20 protein-coding genes are annotated in these 19,395 nt (G+C 70.8%); 9 read left to right on the top strand and 11 right to left on the bottom strand.

Going from position 1 to position 19,395, the window contains the following annotated elements; genetic code table 11:
- Positions 1-381: 381 nt before the first annotated feature.
- The 3 genes from ABZ842_RS24460 to ABZ842_RS24450 all read right to left on the bottom strand — a co-directional run bounded on the left by ABZ842_RS24460 (position 382) and on the right by ABZ842_RS24450 (position 5,492).
- Positions 382-801, bottom strand: a complete 420-nt coding sequence (locus ABZ842_RS24460) for a hypothetical protein (RefSeq protein WP_361540406.1) — start codon at positions 799-801, stop codon at positions 382-384.
- A gap of 784 nt (positions 802-1,585) precedes the next feature.
- On the bottom strand, positions 1,586-4,546 hold the full coding sequence (locus ABZ842_RS24455; protein ID WP_361540403.1) for a BTAD domain-containing putative transcriptional regulator: 2,961 nt from the start codon (positions 4,544-4,546) through the stop codon (positions 1,586-1,588).
- Positions 4,547-4,733: 187 nt separating this feature from the next.
- A complete protein-coding gene (locus ABZ842_RS24450; RefSeq protein ID WP_361540400.1) occupies positions 4,734-5,492 on the bottom strand; it encodes a polysaccharide deacetylase family protein in 759 nt (252 codons plus the stop codon).
- Positions 5,493-5,702: 210 nt separating this feature from the next.
- On the opposite strand from ABZ842_RS24450, the gene ABZ842_RS24445 reads away from it, so the two are divergent.
- Both ABZ842_RS24445 and ABZ842_RS24440 read left to right on the top strand, forming a co-directional pair.
- Complete coding sequence (locus ABZ842_RS24445) at positions 5,703-6,791, top strand: MerR family transcriptional regulator (RefSeq protein ID WP_361540692.1); 1,089 nt, start codon at positions 5,703-5,705, stop codon at positions 6,789-6,791.
- 71 nt (positions 6,792-6,862) lie between these two features.
- Positions 6,863-8,080, top strand: coding sequence for an amidohydrolase family protein (locus ABZ842_RS24440; protein WP_361540398.1), 1,218 nt, complete (start codon positions 6,863-6,865; stop codon positions 8,078-8,080).
- A gap of 9 nt (positions 8,081-8,089) precedes the next feature.
- Here ABZ842_RS24440 and ABZ842_RS24435 read toward each other — a convergent pair whose 3' ends face one another.
- Both ABZ842_RS24435 and ABZ842_RS24430 read right to left on the bottom strand, forming a co-directional pair.
- Positions 8,090-8,548 carry a hypothetical protein gene (locus tag ABZ842_RS24435; protein WP_361540395.1) on the bottom strand — a complete coding sequence of 153 codons (459 nt, stop codon included), beginning with the start codon at positions 8,546-8,548 and terminating at the stop codon, positions 8,090-8,092.
- Positions 8,548-8,988: an ATP-binding protein gene (locus ABZ842_RS24430; protein WP_361540392.1), complete on the bottom strand. Its 441-nt coding sequence runs from the start codon at positions 8,986-8,988 to the stop codon at positions 8,548-8,550. Before ABZ842_RS24430 ends, ABZ842_RS24435 begins: the two co-directional genes overlap by 1 nt.
- Positions 8,989-9,373: 385 nt before the next feature.
- Between ABZ842_RS24430 and ABZ842_RS24425 the strand changes: the two genes are divergently transcribed.
- From ABZ842_RS24425 to ABZ842_RS24415, 3 genes are all read left to right on the top strand, one after another.
- Positions 9,374-10,159, top strand: coding sequence for a DUF5753 domain-containing protein (locus ABZ842_RS24425; RefSeq protein ID WP_361540389.1), 786 nt, complete (start codon positions 9,374-9,376; stop codon positions 10,157-10,159).
- Positions 10,160-10,190: 31 nt separating this feature from the next.
- Entirely contained in the window at positions 10,191-10,436 is a 246-nt protein-coding gene (locus ABZ842_RS24420; protein WP_361540386.1) for a DUF397 domain-containing protein, read from the top strand.
- A gap of 162 nt (positions 10,437-10,598) precedes the next feature.
- The gene (locus ABZ842_RS24415; RefSeq protein ID WP_361540383.1) at positions 10,599-11,093 is read left to right on the top strand and encodes an ATP-binding protein; all 495 of its coding nucleotides are present in this window, start codon (positions 10,599-10,601) and stop codon (positions 11,091-11,093) included.
- A 39-nt stretch (positions 11,094-11,132) separates the two neighbouring features.
- Here the strand turns inward: ABZ842_RS24415 and ABZ842_RS24410 are convergent, their stop codons facing one another.
- The 3 genes from ABZ842_RS24410 to ABZ842_RS24400 form a co-directional block, all read right to left on the bottom strand.
- Positions 11,133-11,666, bottom strand: coding sequence for a VOC family protein (locus ABZ842_RS24410; protein WP_361540380.1), 534 nt, complete (start codon positions 11,664-11,666; stop codon positions 11,133-11,135).
- A 219-nt stretch (positions 11,667-11,885) separates the two neighbouring features.
- Positions 11,886-12,317: a peptidase inhibitor family I36 protein gene (locus ABZ842_RS24405; RefSeq protein ID WP_361540377.1), complete on the bottom strand. Its 432-nt coding sequence runs from the start codon at positions 12,315-12,317 to the stop codon at positions 11,886-11,888.
- 73 nt (positions 12,318-12,390) lie between these two features.
- On the bottom strand, positions 12,391-13,320 hold the full coding sequence (locus ABZ842_RS24400; protein ID WP_361540375.1) for a hypothetical protein: 930 nt from the start codon (positions 13,318-13,320) through the stop codon (positions 12,391-12,393).
- Positions 13,321-13,564: 244 nt separating this feature from the next.
- Between ABZ842_RS24400 and ABZ842_RS24395 the strand changes: the two genes are divergently transcribed.
- Entirely contained in the window at positions 13,565-14,524 is a 960-nt protein-coding gene (locus tag ABZ842_RS24395; protein WP_361540372.1) for a LysR substrate-binding domain-containing protein, read from the top strand.
- 208 nt (positions 14,525-14,732) lie between these two features.
- Here the strand turns inward: ABZ842_RS24395 and ABZ842_RS24390 are convergent, their stop codons facing one another.
- The gene (locus ABZ842_RS24390; RefSeq protein WP_361540369.1) at positions 14,733-14,981 is read right to left on the bottom strand and encodes a hypothetical protein; all 249 of its coding nucleotides are present in this window, start codon (positions 14,979-14,981) and stop codon (positions 14,733-14,735) included.
- On the opposite strand from ABZ842_RS24390, the gene ABZ842_RS24385 reads away from it, so the two are divergent.
- Complete coding sequence (locus ABZ842_RS24385; protein WP_361540366.1) at positions 14,968-15,444, top strand: MerR family transcriptional regulator; 477 nt, start codon at positions 14,968-14,970, stop codon at positions 15,442-15,444. The two genes, ABZ842_RS24390 and ABZ842_RS24385, sit on opposite strands and share 14 nt — an antisense overlap.
- Before the next feature lie 62 nt (positions 15,445-15,506).
- Here the strand turns inward: ABZ842_RS24385 and ABZ842_RS24380 are convergent, their stop codons facing one another.
- Positions 15,507-16,352 (bottom strand): helix-turn-helix transcriptional regulator, encoded by an 846-nt coding sequence (locus ABZ842_RS24380; RefSeq protein WP_361540363.1) that lies wholly within the window; start codon positions 16,350-16,352, stop codon positions 15,507-15,509.
- 163 nt (positions 16,353-16,515) lie between these two features.
- Between ABZ842_RS24380 and ABZ842_RS24375 the strand changes: the two genes are divergently transcribed.
- Positions 16,516-17,424, top strand: a complete 909-nt coding sequence (locus ABZ842_RS24375) for an MBL fold metallo-hydrolase (protein ID WP_361540360.1) — start codon at positions 16,516-16,518, stop codon at positions 17,422-17,424.
- A gap of 58 nt (positions 17,425-17,482) precedes the next feature.
- Positions 17,483-18,910 carry a carboxylesterase family protein gene (locus tag ABZ842_RS24370; protein ID WP_361540357.1) on the top strand — a complete coding sequence of 476 codons (1,428 nt, stop codon included), beginning with the start codon at positions 17,483-17,485 and terminating at the stop codon, positions 18,908-18,910.
- Here the strand turns inward: ABZ842_RS24370 and ABZ842_RS24365 are convergent.
- Complete coding sequence (locus tag ABZ842_RS24365; RefSeq protein ID WP_361540354.1) at positions 18,890-19,291, bottom strand: GNAT family N-acetyltransferase; 402 nt, start codon at positions 19,289-19,291, stop codon at positions 18,890-18,892. The two genes, ABZ842_RS24370 and ABZ842_RS24365, sit on opposite strands and share 21 nt — an antisense overlap.
- Positions 19,292-19,395: the final 104 nt, after the last annotated feature.

The raw sequence follows: 19,395 nt of genomic DNA, 5'->3' as shown, positions 1-19,395 counted from the left end.
GGGGAGGGCGGTGGTGACATGTCGTCCAAGAAGGCGACCGGTCAAGTACACACCGTTATTGATCGATTGCGGGAGGGGGCCCGGGAAGAAAATTGTGAACTTGCCTTAAGGATCAGCCGCTTATGTCGCCCTTGCTGGGGGCATGTACTGATTGCGGGCAGTTGATGGCGGGTCTGTCCTCTATGTCGGGCCGAGGTGGTCTGTTGGGCCTTCCCGTCGTCGTGTCGCCCGCACATGTGTGCACACAGGTGTACGGCCGTGGCGGGTCCTCCCCCAAGGCCGCCACGGCCGTACACGTTTCACCGGTGGTTCTCTGTGGTTGTGCTCGACGTCACTCCTGGTCAAGGGGGTGACGGGCGAGGTCGTGCAGCCGGTGCCGCCTCAGTCGCGGGGCGGGGTCGGCGAGTGCCGCTCCATGGTGACGATTTCGTCCTCCAGCTTGACCACCGGAGAGCCGCTGGTGTCCGCAGTCGGGGCGCCCCCCTCCGCCGGGGCGTCAGTCGTGGCGTCCACCTGGGCGTCGGCCGGGGTGACCGGCGGCGTCGTGGGAGCGGTGGGGATCGTAGGGTCGGTCGGGTTGGTGGGTGCGGTCGGCGTCGGGCTGTGGCGCTCCTGAGGCGCCAACGTCTCGGCCTGATCGACGGTCGCGGTCGCGGTCGCCGTCTCGGGCGGCGCGGGTGGCGCAGGGCTGTGGCGCTCCCGGGGCGAGACGCCCTCGAAAGCCGTGGCCGGAGCCACCTGGGCCGCGCCCCTGCTGGTGATGAACTCACCGGCGCTGGTGTTCGTGTTCTTCTGTGTCATGTTCTGCCCCCATGCATTGTGCTGTCGTTCCATCAACCAGAACCGGCCTTCCGGCCGGAGACTCCCCCGAGGGTCCCCGGACGGAAGGCCGGGGGACCTTCTCCTCACCCCCCGGAGAGGAGGAGGCCCCACGCGATCCGTCTGCCCCCCGATGCGACGGATCGACTGGAAGAGAGCATGACTGAACGGCATAAACATTCGATGAACGTCCAGGCAGGATGCTGTCACAATGCCGCTGAGCAGGGACGACGGCGATGGAGCGCCGTGTGCCGCGTCGCACTCGCCCAGCTGTGCGCCCGAAGTGCGCTACCGCGCACGCCCGTTTCGCTTCGCGCGCCCCCTGGGCGCTTCCTCACGTCGTGCGGGCTGTCACCCACACGGACCACTGAACCGGACCACTGGGCCCGTTGGACCCGACCGTTGAGCCGGGCCGTTGGATCGTACGGACCCGAACGGCCTGTCGTTCTCTGCACGTTACGCGACAGGGGCCCAGTTTCCACACCCCCAAAGGGTTTTTGCAACGGGCCCTGACGAAAGCTGCACAGTCCCCGGACCTTTGAGACCGAACCAGGAAATAGGTCAGCTGAGGACAGCCGCGAGGACAGTCCCTGGGGGCAGCCACGAGGGCAGCTCTGAGGGCAGAGCTGGGGGCAGGGGAGGGCCGGCGGCCGGACGGCAACCGGAACCGGAAGCAGAACCGGAGGGGCAAGCGGAAGGGCAAGCGGAACCTGCCTCAAGGCACGGAGCGGCCCGGGCTGGCCCGGACCGCCGCTGTACGGCCGCGTCAGCCCGTGCCGAGCGGTGCCAGCAGCAGCCGGGCCTCTTCCGCCTGCGGGGCGCCGCAGGACTCCAGCAGGGACTTCGCCTCCAGCAGACAGGCGCGGGCGCGGTCGGGTTGGCCGAGCCCGGACAGGGCGCGGCCGAGGGTGATGAGGACCATGCCGCGAATGCGGTCGCCGCCGATGCAGCCGATGGCGAGGGCCTGTTCGCAGTGCTGGGCGGCGCGGGCCAGCCGGCGCGCCTCCAGGTGGGCCTGGGCGATGCGGAAGTGCGTGGTGCCCTCCCACAGCCGCTGCCGGTTCACCTCGAAGAGCTCCAGCGCCTCCAGCAACTGCTCCAGCGCGTCCGTGTGCCGTCCGGCCTGGGTGAGCGCGATGCCCAGCGCGTAGCGGGCGTTGGCCAGCCGGAAGGCGTTCCCCAGCTTGAGATAGACCTCCACGCCCTGCTCGGCGGTCTCGATCGCCTCGTCCATGCGCCCCAGCCCGACCTGGGTGCGGGAGAGGTTGCACAGGGCGCTGCCCTCGGTGGGGGTGCTGCCGTCGCGTCGGGCGCCTTCCAGGGCCCGGCGGGAGAACTCGGCCGCGGCTTCGTAACGGGCTTCGTTCAGCGCGATGATGCCGCGGTCGTTGTCGGACCAGTAGAGCGGGGCGGGGTCGCCGACGGTACGGGCGAGGTCGGCCGCCATCCGCGCTTCGTCGTCGGCCTGGTCGTAGCGCCCGGTCACCAGGTGGACGTTGGTCATCGCGACGCGCGCCCGGCCTTCGGTGCGCAGGTCGCCCGCTTCGTGCGCGGCGTCCCGCACCGTGAGGGCCGCGATCTCGTACAGCTTCGCGTTGGCGCCGGACTCCGAGAGGTCCTGGGTGATCCACAGGAGGTCGGCGGCGAGCTGGAGCCGTCGGCCGTGGGTGGCCTGCCGGGCGGACGCCAGCAGGTTGTTCGCCTCCGCGTACAGCCAGTCCTGGGCCTGGCGCTGGTCGACGAAGGGGATGCCCTCGTGGACCGTGGGTCCGACGTGGTGCACCAGTCGGTCGCCGGGGCGCTCGATCGCGTACACCCGCACCGAGGTGGAGAGGTAGAAGTCCAGCAGGCGCTTGAGCGCCGCCTCGCCCTCCTCCGGGCCCTCGTCCCGCTCGGCGCACGCGCGCGCGTACAGCCGTACCAGGTCGTGGTACCGGTAGCGGCCGGGGGCGGCCGACTCCAACAGCGAGGTGTCGACCAGGGACTCCAGCAGGTCTTCCGTGTGCTGGACCGGCAGCGCGAGGACCGCCGCCGCGGCCGTGAGCGAAATGTCCGGGCCGTCGACCAGGCCCAGGATGCGGAACGCGTGGCGCTGGCCGGGCTCCATCTGCCCGTACCCCAACTCGAAGGTGGCCTTCACCGCCAGGTCCCCGGCCTGCAGCTCGTCCAGCCGCCGCCGCTCGTCCGCCAGCTTCTCCGCCAGCACCGACACCGTCCACGTACGCCGCGCGGCCAGCCGGGACGCGGCGATCCGAATGGCCAACGGCAGGAACCCGCACGCCGCCACCACGTCCAACACGGACTGCCGCTCCGCCGAGACCCGCTCCTGTCCCACGATCCGGGTGAAGAGCTGAAGGGCCTCCTCCGGCGACATCACATCGAGGTCCACCAGATGCGCCCCGGCCAGATCGACCATCCGCACCCGGCTCGTCAACAGCGCCGCGCACCCCGCCGTCCCCGGCAACAACGGCCGGATCTGGGCCGCGTCCCGCGCGTTGTCGAGCAGCACCAGCACCCGACGGCCCGCCAGCGTGGACCGGTAGAGCGCCGCGCGCTCCGCCAAGGTGTCCGGAATTGCGTCGTCCGGGGTGCCCAGCGCCCGCAGGAAGGCGCCCAACACCGCCTCGGGCTCGGCCGCCCGCACACTCGTGCCCTGGAGGTCCACGTACAACTGGCCGTCCGGGAAGTGCGGTCGGGCCTCATGGGCCACGTGCACCGCGAGCGTCGTCTTGCCCACCCCGCCGATGCCCGCCAACGCCGACACGGCCATCACGGCACCGTCGGCGGACGCCAGCCGGCCGCCCAACTCCCGTACGAAGGAGGCCCGGCCGGTGAAGTCCGGGACCGTCGCCGGAAGCTGCGCGGGGCACGACACCGGAGGCGGCGCGGAATGCTGCTCGGTGGGCGGCGCCAGCGTCGCGTCCGCCCGCAGGATCCGCTCCTGGAGCTGCGCCAGCTCCGGATTCGGGTCGACCCCCAGCTCCTCCGTGAGCAGCCGGCGGGTGTCCGCGTACACCGCCAGGGCTTCGGCCTGTCGGCCGCTGCGGTACAGCGCGACCATCAGCAGCTCCCGCAGCCGCTCCCGCAAGGGATGCGCCGCGGTGAGCGCCGTCAGCTCCGAAATCGCCTCGGCGTGCGCGCCGACCTCCAGATCGAGGTCGAGTCGGGTCTCCAGGAGCTGGAGGCGCCACTCCTCCAACCGGGTGCGCTGGGTCTCCGCGTACGGCCCGGGGACGTTCGCCAACGGCTCGCCGTCCCACAGCCCCAACGACTTGTTCACCAGCAGACGCGCCTGATTGAGGTCACCGGCCGCGCGCACCTTCTCCGCCGCGCCCGCCAACTCCTGCGCCACGAACAGGTCGAGCGCATCCCGCTCTATCCGCAGTGCATAGCCGCCGGCCTCGCTGATCAGCGTCGTCGCCGAAAGGATCTTCCGTAGCCGCGACGCATACGTGCGAATCGTCGCCAACGCCTGAAGGGGCGGTTCCTCGCCCCAGATCGCGTCGATCAGCTCGCGCGAGGTCGCGGTGCGCCCGTCTCTGAGTAGGAGCGCGGCCAGCAGCGCCCGCTGCTGCGGGGACCCGGGCTCCAACGCTTCCCCGGCCCGCCAGGCGCGCACCGGCCCGAGCACGCTGAAGCGCAGGTCGACGGCACCACCCATCTCCCTGGATTCGCTGGGTGCCGGAGCGCGCTGCTCCGGAACGCGCGGCCCGCGGTCACGGTCCATGCTGCCCCCTGCCCCAACTTCCGGTTAGCCCCCGACAGTCTGCCTTGTGCGCGGTGACTCCGTCAGCCACCGGAGCGCTTCATTCGGCTCCTTGCCCGGCGAACCCGGCGTCTTAACGCCATCTGGCGATCTTCCGCCACATCCGCGAGGGGTGACTCCGTTTCCGCGGGCCTCCCGCGGGAAGACGTCAAGGTCGGTAGATCTCGCCGGGGTTGGGCTTCGCCGGCGCCAGGAGCTGGGAGACGGTGACGAAGGTGTAGCCCCGCTTCTTGAGTTCGGTCACAATTCCGGGAACGGCCGGAACCGTCCCGTCGTAAATGTCATGCAGAAGGATGATTCCGTCCTTCTTCGCCTGCTTGAGTATCCGGCTCTCGATCAGCGCCGAGTCGGTGGTCGAGTAGTCCTTCGCGGTGGCGTTCCACAGGATCTGGGCCAGCCCGAGCTCCTTGGAGACGGCCGTCACGTCGTCGTTGATCCGCCCCTGCGGGGGCCGCATCAGGTTGGGCTTCTGCCCGGTTATCTTCTCCAGCTCGACCTGGGTGCGCTCAAGCTCCTCGCGTATCTCGTCCTTCTTGAGCTTGTCGAGGCGGGGGTGGGTCCAGGTGTGGTTGGCGACCTCGTGACCCTCGTCGGCGAATCGTTTCACCACGTCGGGCCACTTCGTCAGGTGCTTGTTGCCGAGGACGAAGAAGGTGGCCGGCACCTTCTCCTTCTTCAGGTAGTCCAGCAGCTCCGGCGTCTTCTTGCCCGGGCTGGAGTCGAAGGTCAGCGCGATGCACTTCACTTCTTCGCAGTCGACCTGCCCGGCCGGGGGCTTGCCCTTCGCGTCCCCGCGCGCGCTCGCCGGCGCCGTCGTCTCCATGCCGCACGCACCGAGCGTGAGCGCGAGCGCGGCGACGCCTGCGGCGACGGCCGCGGTCCGGGTTTTCCTCCTGGTCGCGGGCATGGTGGGGGTCCCCCTGGTGGATCGGATTGGTCAGTTCCGCCTGCACCATACACAGGAGGCTCACAGGGTTCGCCGGGGTGTTCGACGGGCGGAAGCGGGCGATCACGGCGGGGCGGGGCTTGACCCTCACGTGACGTGATGGCGCATGGTCGGGGCGTGGCGGAACACCCGGTGGAACATCTGGCGGCGGAGCACCTGACCGTGGGGCGGGTGGCGGAGCTGGCCTGCGTGAGCGTCCGCACGCTGCACCACTACGACGAGATCGGCCTCGTCCGACCGTCGGCGCGCACCGGCGCCGGCTACCGCGCGTACTCGCCCACCGACGTGGAGCGACTGCGGGAAGTCCTCGCCTACCGACGGCTCGGCTTCGGCCTGCGCGAGATCGCGGACCTGGTCGACGACCCGAACACCGACGCCCTCGCCCATCTGCACCGACTGCGCGGCCTGCTGCTGGAGCAGCGCGACCGCGCCGCCGCCACCGTGGCGGCCATCGACAAGGAACTGGAGGCCCGCGCCATGGGGGTCAAGACGACGTCCGAGGAGCAGTTGAAGGTGTTCGGCGCGCAGCTGTACGACGCCATCGGCGGCGCCTACGCGGCGACCCGGCGCACCGAGCCGCGGATCGCCGCGAAGGTCTGGGAAGCCCTCGGCGACGCGCGTACGGTGCTGAACGTCGGCGCCGGCACCGGCTCCTACGAGCCCCCGGACCGCGACGTCACCGCGGTGGAGCCGTCGGCCGTCATGCGCGCCCAGCGCCCCGCCGACGCCGCCCCCTGCGTGGCCGCCGCCGCGGAGAGCCTCCCCTTCGAGGACCAGTCCTTCGACGCGGCGATGGCCTTCAGCACCGTGCACCACTGGCGGGACCCGATCGCCGGGCTGCGCGAGATGCGGCGGGTCGCGCGGCGCGTGGTGGTCTTCACGTACGACGCCAGCAGCCCCGGCTGGCTGGAGCGGTTCTGGCTCACCCGCGACTACCTGCCCGAGTTCGCGGACCTCCTCGTCGACTGGCCCTCGCTGGCCGACCTCACCCGCGCGATCGGGGGCCGCGCCGAGCCCGTGCTCATCCCGTGGGACTGCGCCGACGGCTTCTTCGAAGCCCACTGGCGCCGCCCCGAGGCGTACCTGGACGAGCACGTGCGCCGCGCGGTGTCGGTGTGGACCAGGGTCGGCCCCGAGGTCGAGCGGCGCGTGGTGCACGACCTCCGCGACGACCTCGCGTCGGGCCGCTGGGCCGAGCGCAACCGCGACCTCGTCGCCCACGACGCGGCGGAGCTGGGCCTGCGGCTGCTCGTCGCCTGACCCGCCCGGGGGTCCGAGTTCCCGCGCCCCAAGGAGCTGACGAACCGTCAGATTCTCGCTACCGTGAACCCATGGAGACCTTCCCGAAGATCATCTCGGTGGACGACCACACGGTGGAGCCCCCCAATGTCTGGCGGGACCGGCTCCCGTCGAAGTACGCGGACGTCGCCCCGCGCACCGTCCGCGCCCCCCTGCGGGACATGACCTTCCTCGGCGGAAAGTTCGCCCCCGTCATGGGCGCGCCCGGCGAGGACGGCCCGATCGGCGACTGGTGGATCTACGAGGACCTGCACCGCCCCCTCACCCGCCTCGACACCGCGGTGGGCTACGACCGCGACGAGATCAAGCTGGAGGTGATCACGTACGAGCAGATGCGCCCCGGTTCGTACGACGTCCCCCAGCGCCTCGCCGACATGGACGTCAACCACGTCCAGTCCGCGCTCTGCTTCCCCACCTTCCCCCGCTTCTGCGGCCAGACCTTCACCGAGGCGAAGGACCGCACGCTGGCGCTGCTGTGCGTGCGCGCCTACAACGACTGGATGGTGGAGGAGTGGTGCGGCCCCGATGCGCAGGGCCGCCTCATCCCGCTGACCCTCATCCCCCTGTGGGACCCCGACCTCGCCGCGGCCGAGGTCCGCCGCAACGCGGCACGCGGCGTGCGCGCGGTCGCGTTCTCCGAGATACCCCCCTTCCTCGGCCTGCCGTCGATCCACGGCGACGAGTGGGACCCCTTCCTCCGCGCCTGCGACGAGACGTCCACGGTCATCGCCATGCACATCGGCTCCTCCTCCAAGATGCCCTCCACCTCGGCGGACGCCCCGCCCGCGGTCGGCTCCACCATCACCTTCGCGAACTGCTGCTTCTCCATGGTCGACTGGCTGATGAGCGGCAAGTTCGAACGCTTCCCGAACCTGAAGGTGATGTACGCGGAGGGCCAGATCGGCTGGATCCCGTACATCCTGGAACGCGCGGACGTCGTCTGGGAGGAGAACCGGGCCTGGGGCGGCGTCGCGGACAAGGTCCTGCGCCCGCCGTCCGAACTCTTCGCCGACCACGTCTACGGCTGCTTCTTCGACGACGCGTTCGGCCTGCGCAACCTCGACGCGATCGGCGTCGGCAACGTCCTGTACGAGACGGACTACCCGCACTCGGACTCGACCTGGCCGAAGTCGCGGGAGGTCGGCGAGGCGCAGATGGGCCACCTGGCACCGGACGTGGTGGAACGGATCGTGCGCGGCAACGCGATCGAGTTGCTGGGGCTGACAGGGGAGGGGCTCTGGGTGGGGTGAGCTGAGTCCTCACCTCGGGCCGCCGAGCGCTTCCCGTACGGAGCGGTGGGGCGTCGGGCGGGGCTGGTGGGAGTACAGGGCGCGACGCAGCGCGCTCGGCGAGACCAGGAGGCGTCCGCGGCAGGGGCGTAACCAGTACGCGCCGCCGCTCGGGCGCCGCTGGGTCAGCGCCGGCACGACGATCTCCGCGGGCGCGCCGACGCACACGCCGTACGGATGGTGCTCCCACTGCGCTGTCGTGCCGGGCGGCACCAGCCAGTACAGCCACGGCCGGCGCACGTCGGCGATGACCGGTCCGCAGCCGTACGTCTGCGCCGCTTCGACCGTCGCAACGGTGGCGTGCCCGCGCTGCCCGGCCGCGCTGATCACGACGTCGAAGAGCCGCCCGCCGAGCGGTACGAGCGCGTCTCCGTTGGCGTCCAGGTCCCGCAGAGCGCGTACCCGCGAGGCGAGGTCGTCCGCGGGCATCACGCGCCGCCCCCGTCCAGCCGCAGCGCGCACCACGCACCGCCGGCGGTGACGCCCCACCCGTCGGCGAGCAGGGCGACGAGATGCATCCCGCGCCCGTTCTCGTCGTACGGCGACGCGTCGCGCACGCGCGGCACGCGCGGGCTGGCGGAGCCCACCTCGATCAGCAGCCGGCTGTCCGTGCGCCAGAGGTGCACTTCGACGGAGCCTTCGCCGTGCTGGAGGGCGTTGGTGACCAACTCGGAGACGAGTACGTCCACGGTGTCGACGAGGTGGTCCAGCCGCCAGAGGGTGGCGTGCGCGCGGGCCGCGTGACGCATGAGTCCGGGCCAGAGCCGGTCCTCGTCGCTGAGCGGTTCCCCGGCCTTGGTCGATCGGTTCAGTTTCATGTCGAAACCGGCCACCGGTGTGGAGCCGGGGCACTTGGTGGTGAGGGGCATGGCGGCGTCCTCTCGCATGCCTGTGGTGGTGTCGCGCAGGCGTACGAAAAGACACCTTGCGGAGTGCTGTATCTCGCAAGGTCATACCTGCGTGGGCTTCCTCAACTACCGTGACGGCCAGGCGGAACGAGCCGCAACTAGAACACCGCTGAATAACCAGCTAGTGGCCAAAGTGGACTATGCGGGGAGGTGCTCAGCGGCCTGTACCGCCTGCGCAGGGGTTCAACGGACCTGCACAACGTCATACTGAACATGCACAAGGGCACTGGAGGGGTGCACAGTGGGAGCCAAACGCGGGGCGACAGGGCGTCGCCTGGAACTAGGCATTCAGCTCCGGCAATTACGGGAGAACTGTCCACCGGTCGAGCGAGCGGGCGGCAGGGGGATGAGCCGTAAGGAGGCGGTCCGCGGCATCAAGGAGTTCTCCGAGGCGACCCTGACCCGGATCGAACTCGGCGAGCTGAACTTCCGCCGCAACGTGGGTGTCCTGCGGACGCTCCTGAAGCGGTACAGCGTGACGGACGAACAGCTCATCGAAGAGCTGGTTGCGCTGAACCGCGAGGCGCCGAACGAGGATTGGCTGACGCAGTACCGCAGCTTCATGCCGCCGGGGATGCCGCACTTCGTGGGTTTGGAGGCTGAGGCGGTCGCCATCACGGCGTACCACCCCACGGTCGTGTACGGCATTCTCCAGACACCGGAGTATGCCAAGGCAATCTACGAGCTGACTCGTCCCGTGGAGGACACGACCACCGAGTTCGTCACCCGCAATGTCGAACTACGGATGGAACGCAAGCGTAGGGTTCTGGCGCGCGAGGACCCGATGAGGTTGCGCATCATCTTGGGCGAGGCGGCATTGCGTATCCCCGTTGGCGGGGACGACGTCATGCGAGGGCAGTACGAGGAGATCATTCGCCTTGCCGAGATGGGCAACATCTCGATACAAGTCCTCCCGTTCGCACGGGGGTACCGGGCGGTCCACGATTTTCGGATCCTCGACCTGGGCGACCTGCCTTCCCGCGTTCAGACGGACAACGCATGGGGAGCGATCTCCACCTCCGACAAACCACAGCAGGTGAGCCGGTTCAATCGCCGGTTCGACGCGATGGTGGGCGTGGCCCTTGGGGTCGAGGAAACCATCAACTTCGTGAAGGATCTAACGAGAAGGTAGTAGAGCCATCAACACTAAGCCGGCAATACAGATGGACGCCATCAGCAGCTGGTTCAAGTCGTCCTACAGCGACGGCACCGGCAATGATTGCGTAGAGGTCGCCTGGTTCAAGTCGTCGTACAGCGGCGACACCGGCAACAGCTGCGTCGAGGTCGCCGACCTCGCCACCCACATCGGCATACGTGACTCCAAGGTCGCGCACGGCCCCGCCCTGTTCGTCCCCACCGCCGCATGGTCATGCTTCGTGACCTTCGCGGCCGGGGCGCCCGTCGCGTGAGCCTTCGGCGTCCCTCCCGCGACGGCGACGCGCCGCGGGAGGGACGTCGCCGAGGCGAGCGCATGGAGAATGCGGTCATGGGCTCGCAATCCGGTTCCGTTGGCCGGAGCGGTTGCGCGAGCATGTCCGAATGACCTTGCTGCGGTGCTGGGGAGGTTTTTGATGGACGCGAGTCCTGGGCCCAGGCTGATCCTGCTGTGCGGGCTTCCCGGCTCCGGGAAGACGACGCTGGCCAAGCGCATGGCGAGAGAGATTCCGGCGGTGCGTCTGTGTCCGGACGAATGGCTGGAGGACCTCGGTGTCGACCTCTTCGACGAGCGGACGCGTGACCGGCTGGAGAGGCGGTTTTGGGCTCATGCCCAGGAACTGCTGCGGCTCGGGCAGGCTGTGATCTTGGAGTTCGGCTTCTGGGCTCGCTCCGAGCGGGACGAGAAGCGTCTGGCGGCACGCGCGCTCGGCATCCCCGTCGAACTGCACTACCTTGCCGCGTCGACCGATGAGTTGTGCCGCCGACTCGAAGCCCGAAGCCGGGAGGGTGGACAGGGGACCGTCCCGATCAGCCGCGAGTTGCTGGACGAGTACGTGAAACTCTTCCAGGCGCCTGACGATGACGAACTGGCTCTCTTCGACACCCCGCCCTTGGGACGACGCGGCTGACCGGGCCTTTGTGACGCAGGCCCGGCCAGGTTGCGGCGGTCAGCCGGTGGCTTCCACCGGGGCGCTGCTGCGGCCCCGGCGTCGGCCGCTGAGCTCGGCGTCCAGTGATTCTTGGGCCACGCGCATGGCCTCGGCGTACACGGGGTCCTGAAGCCGCTCCCACATCTGGTTGTCGGAGAGGTCCTCCAGATGACTGGTGACCCACCAGATGTTGTCGAAGGGGTCCTTGACGCGTCCTCCCCGCTGCCCGAACGCGTCATTGGCCGGGGGCGTGACGACCCTGCCGCCGGCTTCGGCGGCCTGCGAACACGTCTTGTCCGCATCGGCCACGAACACGTTCAGCAGACTCGGCATGGCGGGCCAGTCCGTGCGTCGGTCGAAGGCCATCACGACGGTGTCGCCGACCCGGATCTCGGCGTGGCCGATCGAACCGTCTTCGGTCGTCACCCGTGACAGTTCCTCCCCGTCGAACGCCTGGGTGACGAAGTCGAGGAACGCTCCTGTGTCGCCGGTGACGACCCAGGGCGCAACGGTGGTGTAGCCCTGCGGCGCGGTGTTGGTCTGCTCAGGCATCGGGGTCCCTTCGAAGGCATCGGTTGCCGGCAAACTAGGACCCATCTAGGCCAAATTTTGTCCTACAAGGTTCGACCGGGTTCCGCTGCATCGCGGGACACGCCGGTCGGGGCCCCTTCTTACGGGCCCCGGCCGGCTAGGTATGCAGGGCGGTGAAGACCTTGCCGGGGGGCGCGGGCGAGTGCTTCCCCCGGAGGCCGTCAGCGCTCGGGGCGGTGGCTATAGGTCGACCCACTTGTGGGACGAGATGCTGTTGTCCAGCGACCGGTTGGTGCCGTCGTACCTCCACTGCTGCAGATCGGCCAAGGCAACACCGTTGTGGATGCCCCTGCTGGGGCCCGCGTACCTCGCGTCCAGGTAGACCCGCACGTCATCGAGAGCTCCGGGATAGCCGTTGTTCCACAGCGAGGACGCCGTGTTGTCGGAGCTGCCGTAGTTGGAGGCGTTTCCAAAGTACCCGGCCCGCGCGCCGGTGAAGAAGTATCCGTTGTAGAGGTAGAAGTGGCCATCCGCTGCCGCAGCCGGCGGCTGGGCCTCCGCCTTCGGTGCGGGCACCGCAGGCGCGTCGTCCGCCTGGGCCGCCTGCGGTAAGGCCATCAGCCCGAGCGCTGCGATCGCCGCACTCGCGGCCAGCGCGATCCTGTTCTTCATCGTGTTCCCCTCCTGGGGTGGACGTCCACGCAGGCCCTGTGCCCGCGTGATCTCCCGCGCGTCGGTCTCCGGCTCACTTGACGACGGAGCGGGCGCGGGGCACGGCAGCGAGCTGGAGCCGGTACCCGGTTTCCAGGTCGGCTCGGTGGCGCTGCCGGAGTTCGTGGTCGTACTGCCGGTCCAGTGACGCGGCCGTCTCGGCGAGGCCGGAGGTGCCGGCGCAGGTCGCCTCGGCCACGGCCAGCTGGATCTCCTGCTGCCGGGGCAGTGGCCGGTCGCTCGACGGCAGTTTCTGGCGAAGGTCGGCCGGGGTGTCGTAGGGGTGGCCCGCCGCCCGCATGCACCGAGCCCACGGCTTGGTCGCCTTGGCGAACCGGGGGTCGGCCAGGACCCGGCTCCTGCGCACGTCCGGCAGCGCCCCAGCGGTGGACCGGGCCTGGAACAACTGCTGTACGTCGCCGTACAGCGCGCGTTCGGCATCGGTGCGGCAACCCTGGTCGCTGCGCGTGAGGGTCGTGCCGTCCGGGTTCTTCGCAGTCAGGCCCACGGGCCGCCGTCCGTTGGCCGCCTCCAGCGCGGCGGCTCGGCGCTCGGGCGGCAGGTTCTGGAAGTAGCGCTGATTGGGGTCGGCATCCCGCAGCCGGGCCGACTCGCGGTCGATGTCGCTGCCGTAGCCGTGTCGACGGGCCCAGGCGACGTCATCGACGACGTACGGAAACTCCCGCGCCTCCGGCACCGGATTCTTCGGCACGGGCTGGTAGACGAAGCCGTGGCGGCGCATGCAGTCGCGGAGCAGAAGCTGCTCGGCCCGGTACAGGGAGTCCTTCTCCTGGCGGGTCGGCTCCCGGTCCGGGCGCCCGGAGTCACTGTCGGGACGCGCGCCGTCGGCCTTCGCGCCGGTCGTGCCGTCGCTCTCCGAGACGGCGTGGACGGTCAGCGGGACCGCCAGCACCGCGCAGAGGACGAGCGTCCCGGCAGCCAGCCGACGCCTGTTGCCCGTCACCTTTCGCCATATGCCGGCCACTGTTCCCCCGTCTTTCTGTGGCTCCGTCATCAGTTCGCTCTGCCTCTCTGTCAACTTCCTCCGTGCGTCGGGGGCCTCGCCCCGTGTTCCGTGGCAGCGCCGATACGGGCTGAACCGGCCCTCGGAACGGTCGTGTTGTACGTCGCAAATCCTTGCCGCAAGCAGGCTCGGGCCGCCGCATTCTGCCAATGACAAAACACACGCGATCCATAGACTTCCTGTTATGACGGACGCGAAGGCGGGCGACGGAGGGAGTGCCCCGGCTCCCGTCTCCACCGCGCCCCGCTCGGAGCCGACCGTGCACCAGTTACGGCTGCTGCTGGTCGTGGCGGAGGAGTTGCACTTCGGCCGGGCGGCGGCCCGACTGTTCATCACGCAGCCCGCGCTGAGTCGCCAGATCTCCGTACTCGAACGGCATCTGGGAATCGGACTGTTCGTACGGAACAGCCGCACCGTGGAGGTGACCACCGCGTGCCGGGCGCTCCTGCCGGAGGTCCACGAGGTCGTCGAGGCGATGGAACGGCTGCGCCGGTCCGCGGACGCACAGCACCGCGAACTCACGGGGCGGCTCGTGGTGGGGTCCATCGGCGCCGAGTCGTCGATGGAGCACGCGCGGGTCATCCTGGCGGAGGTGCGCGCCCGCCACCCCGGACTCACCGTGGAGCTGCGCAACCAGCACCTCGCGGATCACGTGCGGGAACTCCTCGACGGCGAGGTGGACGTGGCGTTCCTGCGCCCGCCGGTTCCGTCGGGCATCCAGACCCGGCACCTTGCCACCGAGCCGCGCGTCGCCTGCCTGCCCGCCTCCGACCCGCTGGCCTCCCGCTCCGCCGTCAGCCTGGCCGAACTCGCCGGCCACCCCGTCGTGGACCTTCCCGCACAGCTCCCGCGGCTGTGGTGGAACTTCTGGGCCGTCGACCCCCGTCCGGACGGCTCCGTCGTCCGATACGGGCCGATCGTGTCCGACATGGAAGGGCTGCTGCACGTCGTTTCGGAAGGTGCGGCAATGGCGTTCCTGCCCGCCGCGGCCCGGGAGTTCTTTCCGCGGCCAGGTGTCAGCTACGTCGACGTCACCGACCTTCCGCCGAGCACGTCCGCCCTCGCCTGGGCCGCCGCACACCGCGACCGCCCCGCCGTCGCCGCGATCCGCCGTGCCGCCGCCGCGGTCTGGCCACCCCGCTGAGTGACGGAGCTGAACGCGTCAGAGGGGCGGCAGCGACCCGGGGCCTGTCTTACGGATCTTGCTGGGCTCGCGTGCCCCGGCACCGCTCCCCCTGGGCCTTCGGCCCGGGAGGTGCCCCCACTCCCCGTTGTCGTCGGTCGCGACGGCGCCGCGACCTGAAGCCACCTCCGTGACCTACGCGGCCGGGGCGCCCGCCCCGACCACTGGGTCAACAAAGGGCGCGTCCCACCCGACGGCCCCGGCGCGCGGCGCTGGGTTGCTTCGGGTGGTGGCGACGCAGGTTGGCCGCGAGGAGGCGATCGAGCGTGCGATCGGGCAGCAGTCGGCCCAGGTGCACGATCAGGGCGGCGTCCCGGCCGGCGGTGTAGCGGGTGCGCGGTCTGCGTGCCGTCACGGCCTTCGCGACGACGCGGGCGGCGGCGTCGGCGGTCAGGCCCGATGCCGTGCCCGAGGCCATCAACTCGTTGTTCGCCCGGATCCGCGGCTTGCAGGCGACTCGGGAGCGGCTGGGGCGGCTCGCGGGCGGGCAGTTGGTGCCGTTGCCGGCCGACGTCGTTGCCCACTTGGCGGATCTGGAGAGTTGGGGGTTCAGTCAGCGGTGGGTCGACCTCCAGCGGGACCTGTGGATCCTCGTCTTCGCCACCCACCCGGACCAGGCGCCCGTGCTCTTCGGTGACCAGCGCGAGAGCCTGGCCGAGCCGGCGCTGCGGCGGCTCTTCCTGGACTACGACGCCGCGTACGACCTCGCCGCCGACGACCCCCGCATCGACGACCTCGCCCGTCGGATCGGCGCGGCGACCCGGGAGCGCTACGGGCCCGGCGGCGAACTGCCACAACTGGACGCGGCATCCCAGATCCCGGGCTCATCCAGGGCGCGGTCAGCGACGCGTCCCCGGCGTGGCGAAGGCTCGACGCGCTGATTCGCCGGCAGCTCGACGAGTGACGGACGGGCGGCCGGACGAGCGGTGGGACGGGCGACCGGTCAGGACGCGTACTCGCGCAGCAGCACCAGCGCGTCCTGCGAGCTGGAGTCCTCCTCGGTCGTCACGAGGACGAGGGACTGGTCCGGGGAGCGGGCGGGGACGAGGATCTGTTGGGTGACCGTCAACTCGCCGACCACGGGGTGGCGAAGTCGGTACGCTTCCGCTTCACACGGCTTGACCCGATGATCGCTCCACAACGTGGCGAACTTGGCCGACGCCATGGAGAGTTCGCCGACCAGTGACGCGAGGAGCGCGTCTTCCGGGTGACGGCCGGCGACCTGGCGGAGGCTGCCCACCACCGCTCGCGCCTTGCGTTCCCAGTCCACGTACAGCTCCCGGCTGTGCGGGTCGAGGAACAGCATGCGGGAGAGGTTGGGGCGGTCCTCGGGGCGGTCGGGGGCGGTGGGGGAGAGGTGGCCGGCGAGCAGGGCGTGGGCCAGCGGGTTCCAGGCCAGGACGTCGCTGCGGCGGCCGAGGAGCAGCGCCGGGGTGTGGCCCACCGAACGCAGCAGGTCACGGCTGAGCGGGTCGACGCGTTCGGCCGGCGGACGCCGCGGCGGGCGCGGGCGCTGCGCGGCGAGTTCCCGCAGGTGGGCGTGTTCGTGCTCGTCCAGCCGCAGGGCGGTGGCGAGGGCGTTCAGGACGCCGTCGGACGCGTTGATCGACTGGCCCTGTTCCAGGCGCGTGTAGTACGAGACGCTGACGCCCGCCAGTTGCGACAGCTCCTCGCGGCGCAGGCCCGTCACTCGCCGTACGCCCGGCAGTTCGGGCAGGCCAACGTCCGCGGGGCGCACCCGGGCCCGTCGGGCCCGCAGGAACTCGCTGAGCTGCTGGGAACTCGCCATGGCGTCGAGTATGCCGGCGCGCCCGGCCGACAGCCTGCCCCTGTTGTGCGTAGGCACGAGGCGCGTAGGCAGGCTGCGCGTGTGCACGAGGCGGGACTGGTGTTGGTGGCGGTCCACGGCGAGGTTGGCAGGACTCCACCACCCCCAACGGACGGGACCAGCCATGCAGCAACAGGAAATCGTGCTCGGTGACGTGTCGATCACTCGGATCGTCGAGTTCCACGGACCGATCGGGATCGCCCCGGCCGACTTCTTCCCCGAGGCGCCCGAGCAGGCGTGGCGCGAGCACGGCCACTGGCTGGAGCCGGACTTCGTCGACTCCGCGGCGGACGTGTGCGTCAACGCGGTGCAGACGTGGCTGCTGCGCAGCGAGGGCGCGACGATCCTCGTCGACACCGGGATCGGCGACGACAAGGAGCGCCCCTACGCGCCGATCTGGAGCCGGCGGCGCACCGGCTTCCTCGACGAACTCGCCAAGGCCGGCGTGCAGCCGCAGGACGTCGACGTGGTCGTCAACACGCATCTGCACGTCGACCACGTCGGCTGGAACACCCGGCTGGAGGACCGCACCTGGGTGCCGACGTTCCCCAACGCGACGTATCTGCTGCCGCGGCGCGACTTCGACTTCTGGAACCCGGAGAACGGCCACGCCTCGAAGGTGGGGCGGGGCAACCAGAACGTGTTCGAGGACAGCGTGGCGCCGGTGTACGAGGCGGGGCAGGCGCTGCTGTGGGACGACGGCCACACCATCGACGGGAACCTCCGGCTGGAACTCGCGGCGGGCCACACGCCGGGCTCCTCGGTGCTGGCCCTGGAGTCGGGCGCCGACCGCGCGCTGTTCGTCGGCGACCTGCTGCACACCCCGCTCCAGTTCGTCTCGCCCGACACCAACAGCTGCTTCTGCGAGGACCCGGCCGAAGCCCGGGCCACCCGCCGCCGCCTGCTGGGCAGGGCCAGCGACACCAACGCGCTCGTGCTGCCGGCGCACCTTGGCGCGTCGGGCGGGGCGGAGGTCGTCCGGGACGGCGACGCGTTCGCGATCGCGGCGTGGGCTCCGTTCGACCACATCTGAACCACGACACCCCAACCGCACTGCGAAAGAGAACGGGAGAACCGTGTCCGATCTGGTCGTGACCACGACGGAAGGCCGCGTCCGCGGCGTACTCACCGAACACGCCGGTGGCGAGGTGGCGCGGTTCCTCGCCGTCCCCTACGCCGCACCGCCGCTGGGTGCCGGCCGCTTCGCGCCGCCCCGCCCCCACGAGCCGTGGACGGGCGTGCGCGACGCCCTGACCCCCGGGCCCAGCGCCCCGCAGCCGCGCCGCGACGGCTTCGGCGCGCTCGACATGTCGCCGTACTTCGGCCCCGGTTGGGTGCGCGGTGACGACCACCTCACGGTGAACGTGTGGGCGCCGCGCGGCGCCGGCGAGGGCCGCGGGCGTCCGGTGATGGTGTACGTGCACGGCGGCGGGTTCGTGGCGGGCTCGGCCGGCGCCGCGCTGTACGACGGCGCCGCGTTCGCCCGCGACGGCGTCGTCCTCGTGACGCTCAACTACCGTCTCGGCGTCGCGGGCTTCCTCGACCTGCCCGGCGCGCCGGCCAACCGCGGCCTGCTCGACGTCGTCGCCGCGCTGCGCTGGGTCCGCGGCAACATAGCGGCCTTCGGCGGCGACCCCGGCAACGTCACCCTGTTCGGCCAGTCCGCGGGGGCCACGATCGTCGGCGCCGTCCTCGCCGAGCCCGCGGCGGCCGGGCTGTTCCGGCGGGCGATCGTGCAGAGCGGCAGCGGACTCGGCGCGTTCTCGCTGGAGCAGGCCGCGCGGGTGACGCGTAAGGCCGGTGCGGCGCTCGGCGTCGCGCCGACGGCCGCGGCGTTCGCGGGCGTCCCCGACGAGGAGTTCGTCGACGTCGTGCCCGAACTCGGCGGTCTCGACCTGCGGACGGCGACGCGGGCGGACCCATTGATGGGGCTCAGCCCGTTCGGGCTCGTCCTCGCGCGGCAGCCGGCCGAGAGCCCACTCGCCGACGTGGACCTGCTGATCGGCACCAATGCGGAGGAGGGGAACCTGTACCTCGTACCCCAGGGCGAGTTGACGAGCTCCACCGCGGACGACGTACGCGCCACCGCCGCCGCGCACGGCTCCGCCGCCCCGCTCGTCGCGGCCCACCGCGCCCGGCACCCGGACGCCGGCCCCGGCGAGGTGCGCTCGGCGATCCTCGGCGACGCGCTGTTCGGCGCGGGCAGCCGACGGCTGGCGGAGGCGCACGGCCGCGCCCACGTCTACGAGTTCACCTGGCGTTCCCCCGCGGTCGACGGCCTGCTCGGCGCCGCGCACACGGTGGAACTCCCCTTCGTCTTCGACCGCCTGGACCTGCCGGCGCTGTACGGCCGGCGGGGACTGCTGGGGCAGCGCGAGCCTGCGGGGACGGCCGGGTCGCCGGCGGCTCTGGCGGCTCTGGCGGACGAGATGCACGCGGCATGGGTCGCGTTCGCCCGCACCGGCGACCCGGGCTGGCCGCCGTACGGCAGGGGCGGATCAATCCGCCAATTCTCCTGAACGAGTCGACTGTGCCCCGGCAGGCCGTGGGCAGGCGAAGACCGTGACCGGGTCGCCGAAGAGTTCGTCCTCGCGCAGGGGGGTGAAGCCGAGCCGTTCCGCGACCTTCAGGGTCCAGCCGAGCTCGACCTCGTCGTAGTTCTCCCAGTAGTTGAGGCCCGTCCGCCCGATGAACTCCCCGCTCGACCTCAGCTCGATGGCGCACAGGCCGTGCCCGCGCTGCGTCCACTGACGTTCGACGTCGGTCAGGCGTTCCAGGGCACGTTGGTGGGTGTAGGAGCCGACGAAACGGTTCACGCGGGGGTCCGAGTGGAGGGTGACGAAGTCCTCCACGTCCTCGACGCGCAGGGGGCGCAGCAGAAGTCGCTCGGTCTCGATCATGGCCTGAGCCTAGGACAGGCCCAGGCCCTGTCCGCGAGGCCCCGCGCGCGTCCCTGCGCCTTTGGACGTAGCCGCCGTTTCCCTGGGGGAGCGTTGGTCGCTGC

Origin of the sequence: Streptomyces sp. NPDC047315 (genome assembly GCF_040643215.1) — a bacterium.
Classification (GTDB): domain Bacteria; phylum Actinomycetota; class Actinomycetes; order Streptomycetales; family Streptomycetaceae; genus Streptomyces.
The sequence above is the reverse complement of the archived record's forward strand: the minus strand, read 5'-3'. Positions and strand labels throughout refer to the sequence as shown.

Bases quoted from the DNA above. Each gene is read 5' to 3' on its own strand.
- ABZ842_RS24460 (WP_361540406.1), bottom strand. From the start codon at position 801: ATGACACAGAAGAACACGAACACCAGCGCCGGTGAGTTCATCACCAGC.
- ABZ842_RS24455 (WP_361540403.1), bottom strand. From the start codon at position 4,546: ATGGACCGTGACCGCGGGCCGCGCGTTCCGGAGCAGCGCGCTCCGGCA.
- ABZ842_RS24450 (WP_361540400.1), bottom strand. From the start codon at position 5,492: ATGCCCGCGACCAGGAGGAAAACCCGGACCGCGGCCGTCGCCGCAGGC.
- ABZ842_RS24440 (WP_361540398.1), top strand. From the start codon at position 6,863: ATGGAGACCTTCCCGAAGATCATCTCGGTGGACGACCACACGGTGGAG.
- ABZ842_RS24435 (WP_361540395.1), bottom strand. From the start codon at position 8,548: ATGCCCGCGGACGACCTCGCCTCGCGGGTACGCGCTCTGCGGGACCTG.
- ABZ842_RS24430 (WP_361540392.1), bottom strand. From the start codon at position 8,988: ATGCCCCTCACCACCAAGTGCCCCGGCTCCACACCGGTGGCCGGTTTC.
- ABZ842_RS24425 (WP_361540389.1), top strand. From the start codon at position 9,374: ATGAGCCGTAAGGAGGCGGTCCGCGGCATCAAGGAGTTCTCCGAGGCG.
- ABZ842_RS24420 (WP_361540386.1), top strand. From the start codon at position 10,191: ATGGACGCCATCAGCAGCTGGTTCAAGTCGTCCTACAGCGACGGCACC.
- ABZ842_RS24415 (WP_361540383.1), top strand. From the start codon at position 10,599: ATGGACGCGAGTCCTGGGCCCAGGCTGATCCTGCTGTGCGGGCTTCCC.
- ABZ842_RS24410 (WP_361540380.1), bottom strand. From the start codon at position 11,666: ATGCCTGAGCAGACCAACACCGCGCCGCAGGGCTACACCACCGTTGCG.
- ABZ842_RS24405 (WP_361540377.1), bottom strand. From the start codon at position 12,317: ATGAAGAACAGGATCGCGCTGGCCGCGAGTGCGGCGATCGCAGCGCTC.
- ABZ842_RS24395 (WP_361540372.1), top strand. From the start codon at position 13,565: ATGACGGACGCGAAGGCGGGCGACGGAGGGAGTGCCCCGGCTCCCGTC.
- ABZ842_RS24390 (WP_361540369.1), bottom strand. From the start codon at position 14,981: ATGGCCTCGGGCACGGCATCGGGCCTGACCGCCGACGCCGCCGCCCGC.
- ABZ842_RS24380 (WP_361540363.1), bottom strand. From the start codon at position 16,352: ATGGCGAGTTCCCAGCAGCTCAGCGAGTTCCTGCGGGCCCGACGGGCC.
- ABZ842_RS24375 (WP_361540360.1), top strand. From the start codon at position 16,516: ATGCAGCAACAGGAAATCGTGCTCGGTGACGTGTCGATCACTCGGATC.
- ABZ842_RS24365 (WP_361540354.1), bottom strand. From the start codon at position 19,291: ATGATCGAGACCGAGCGACTTCTGCTGCGCCCCCTGCGCGTCGAGGAC.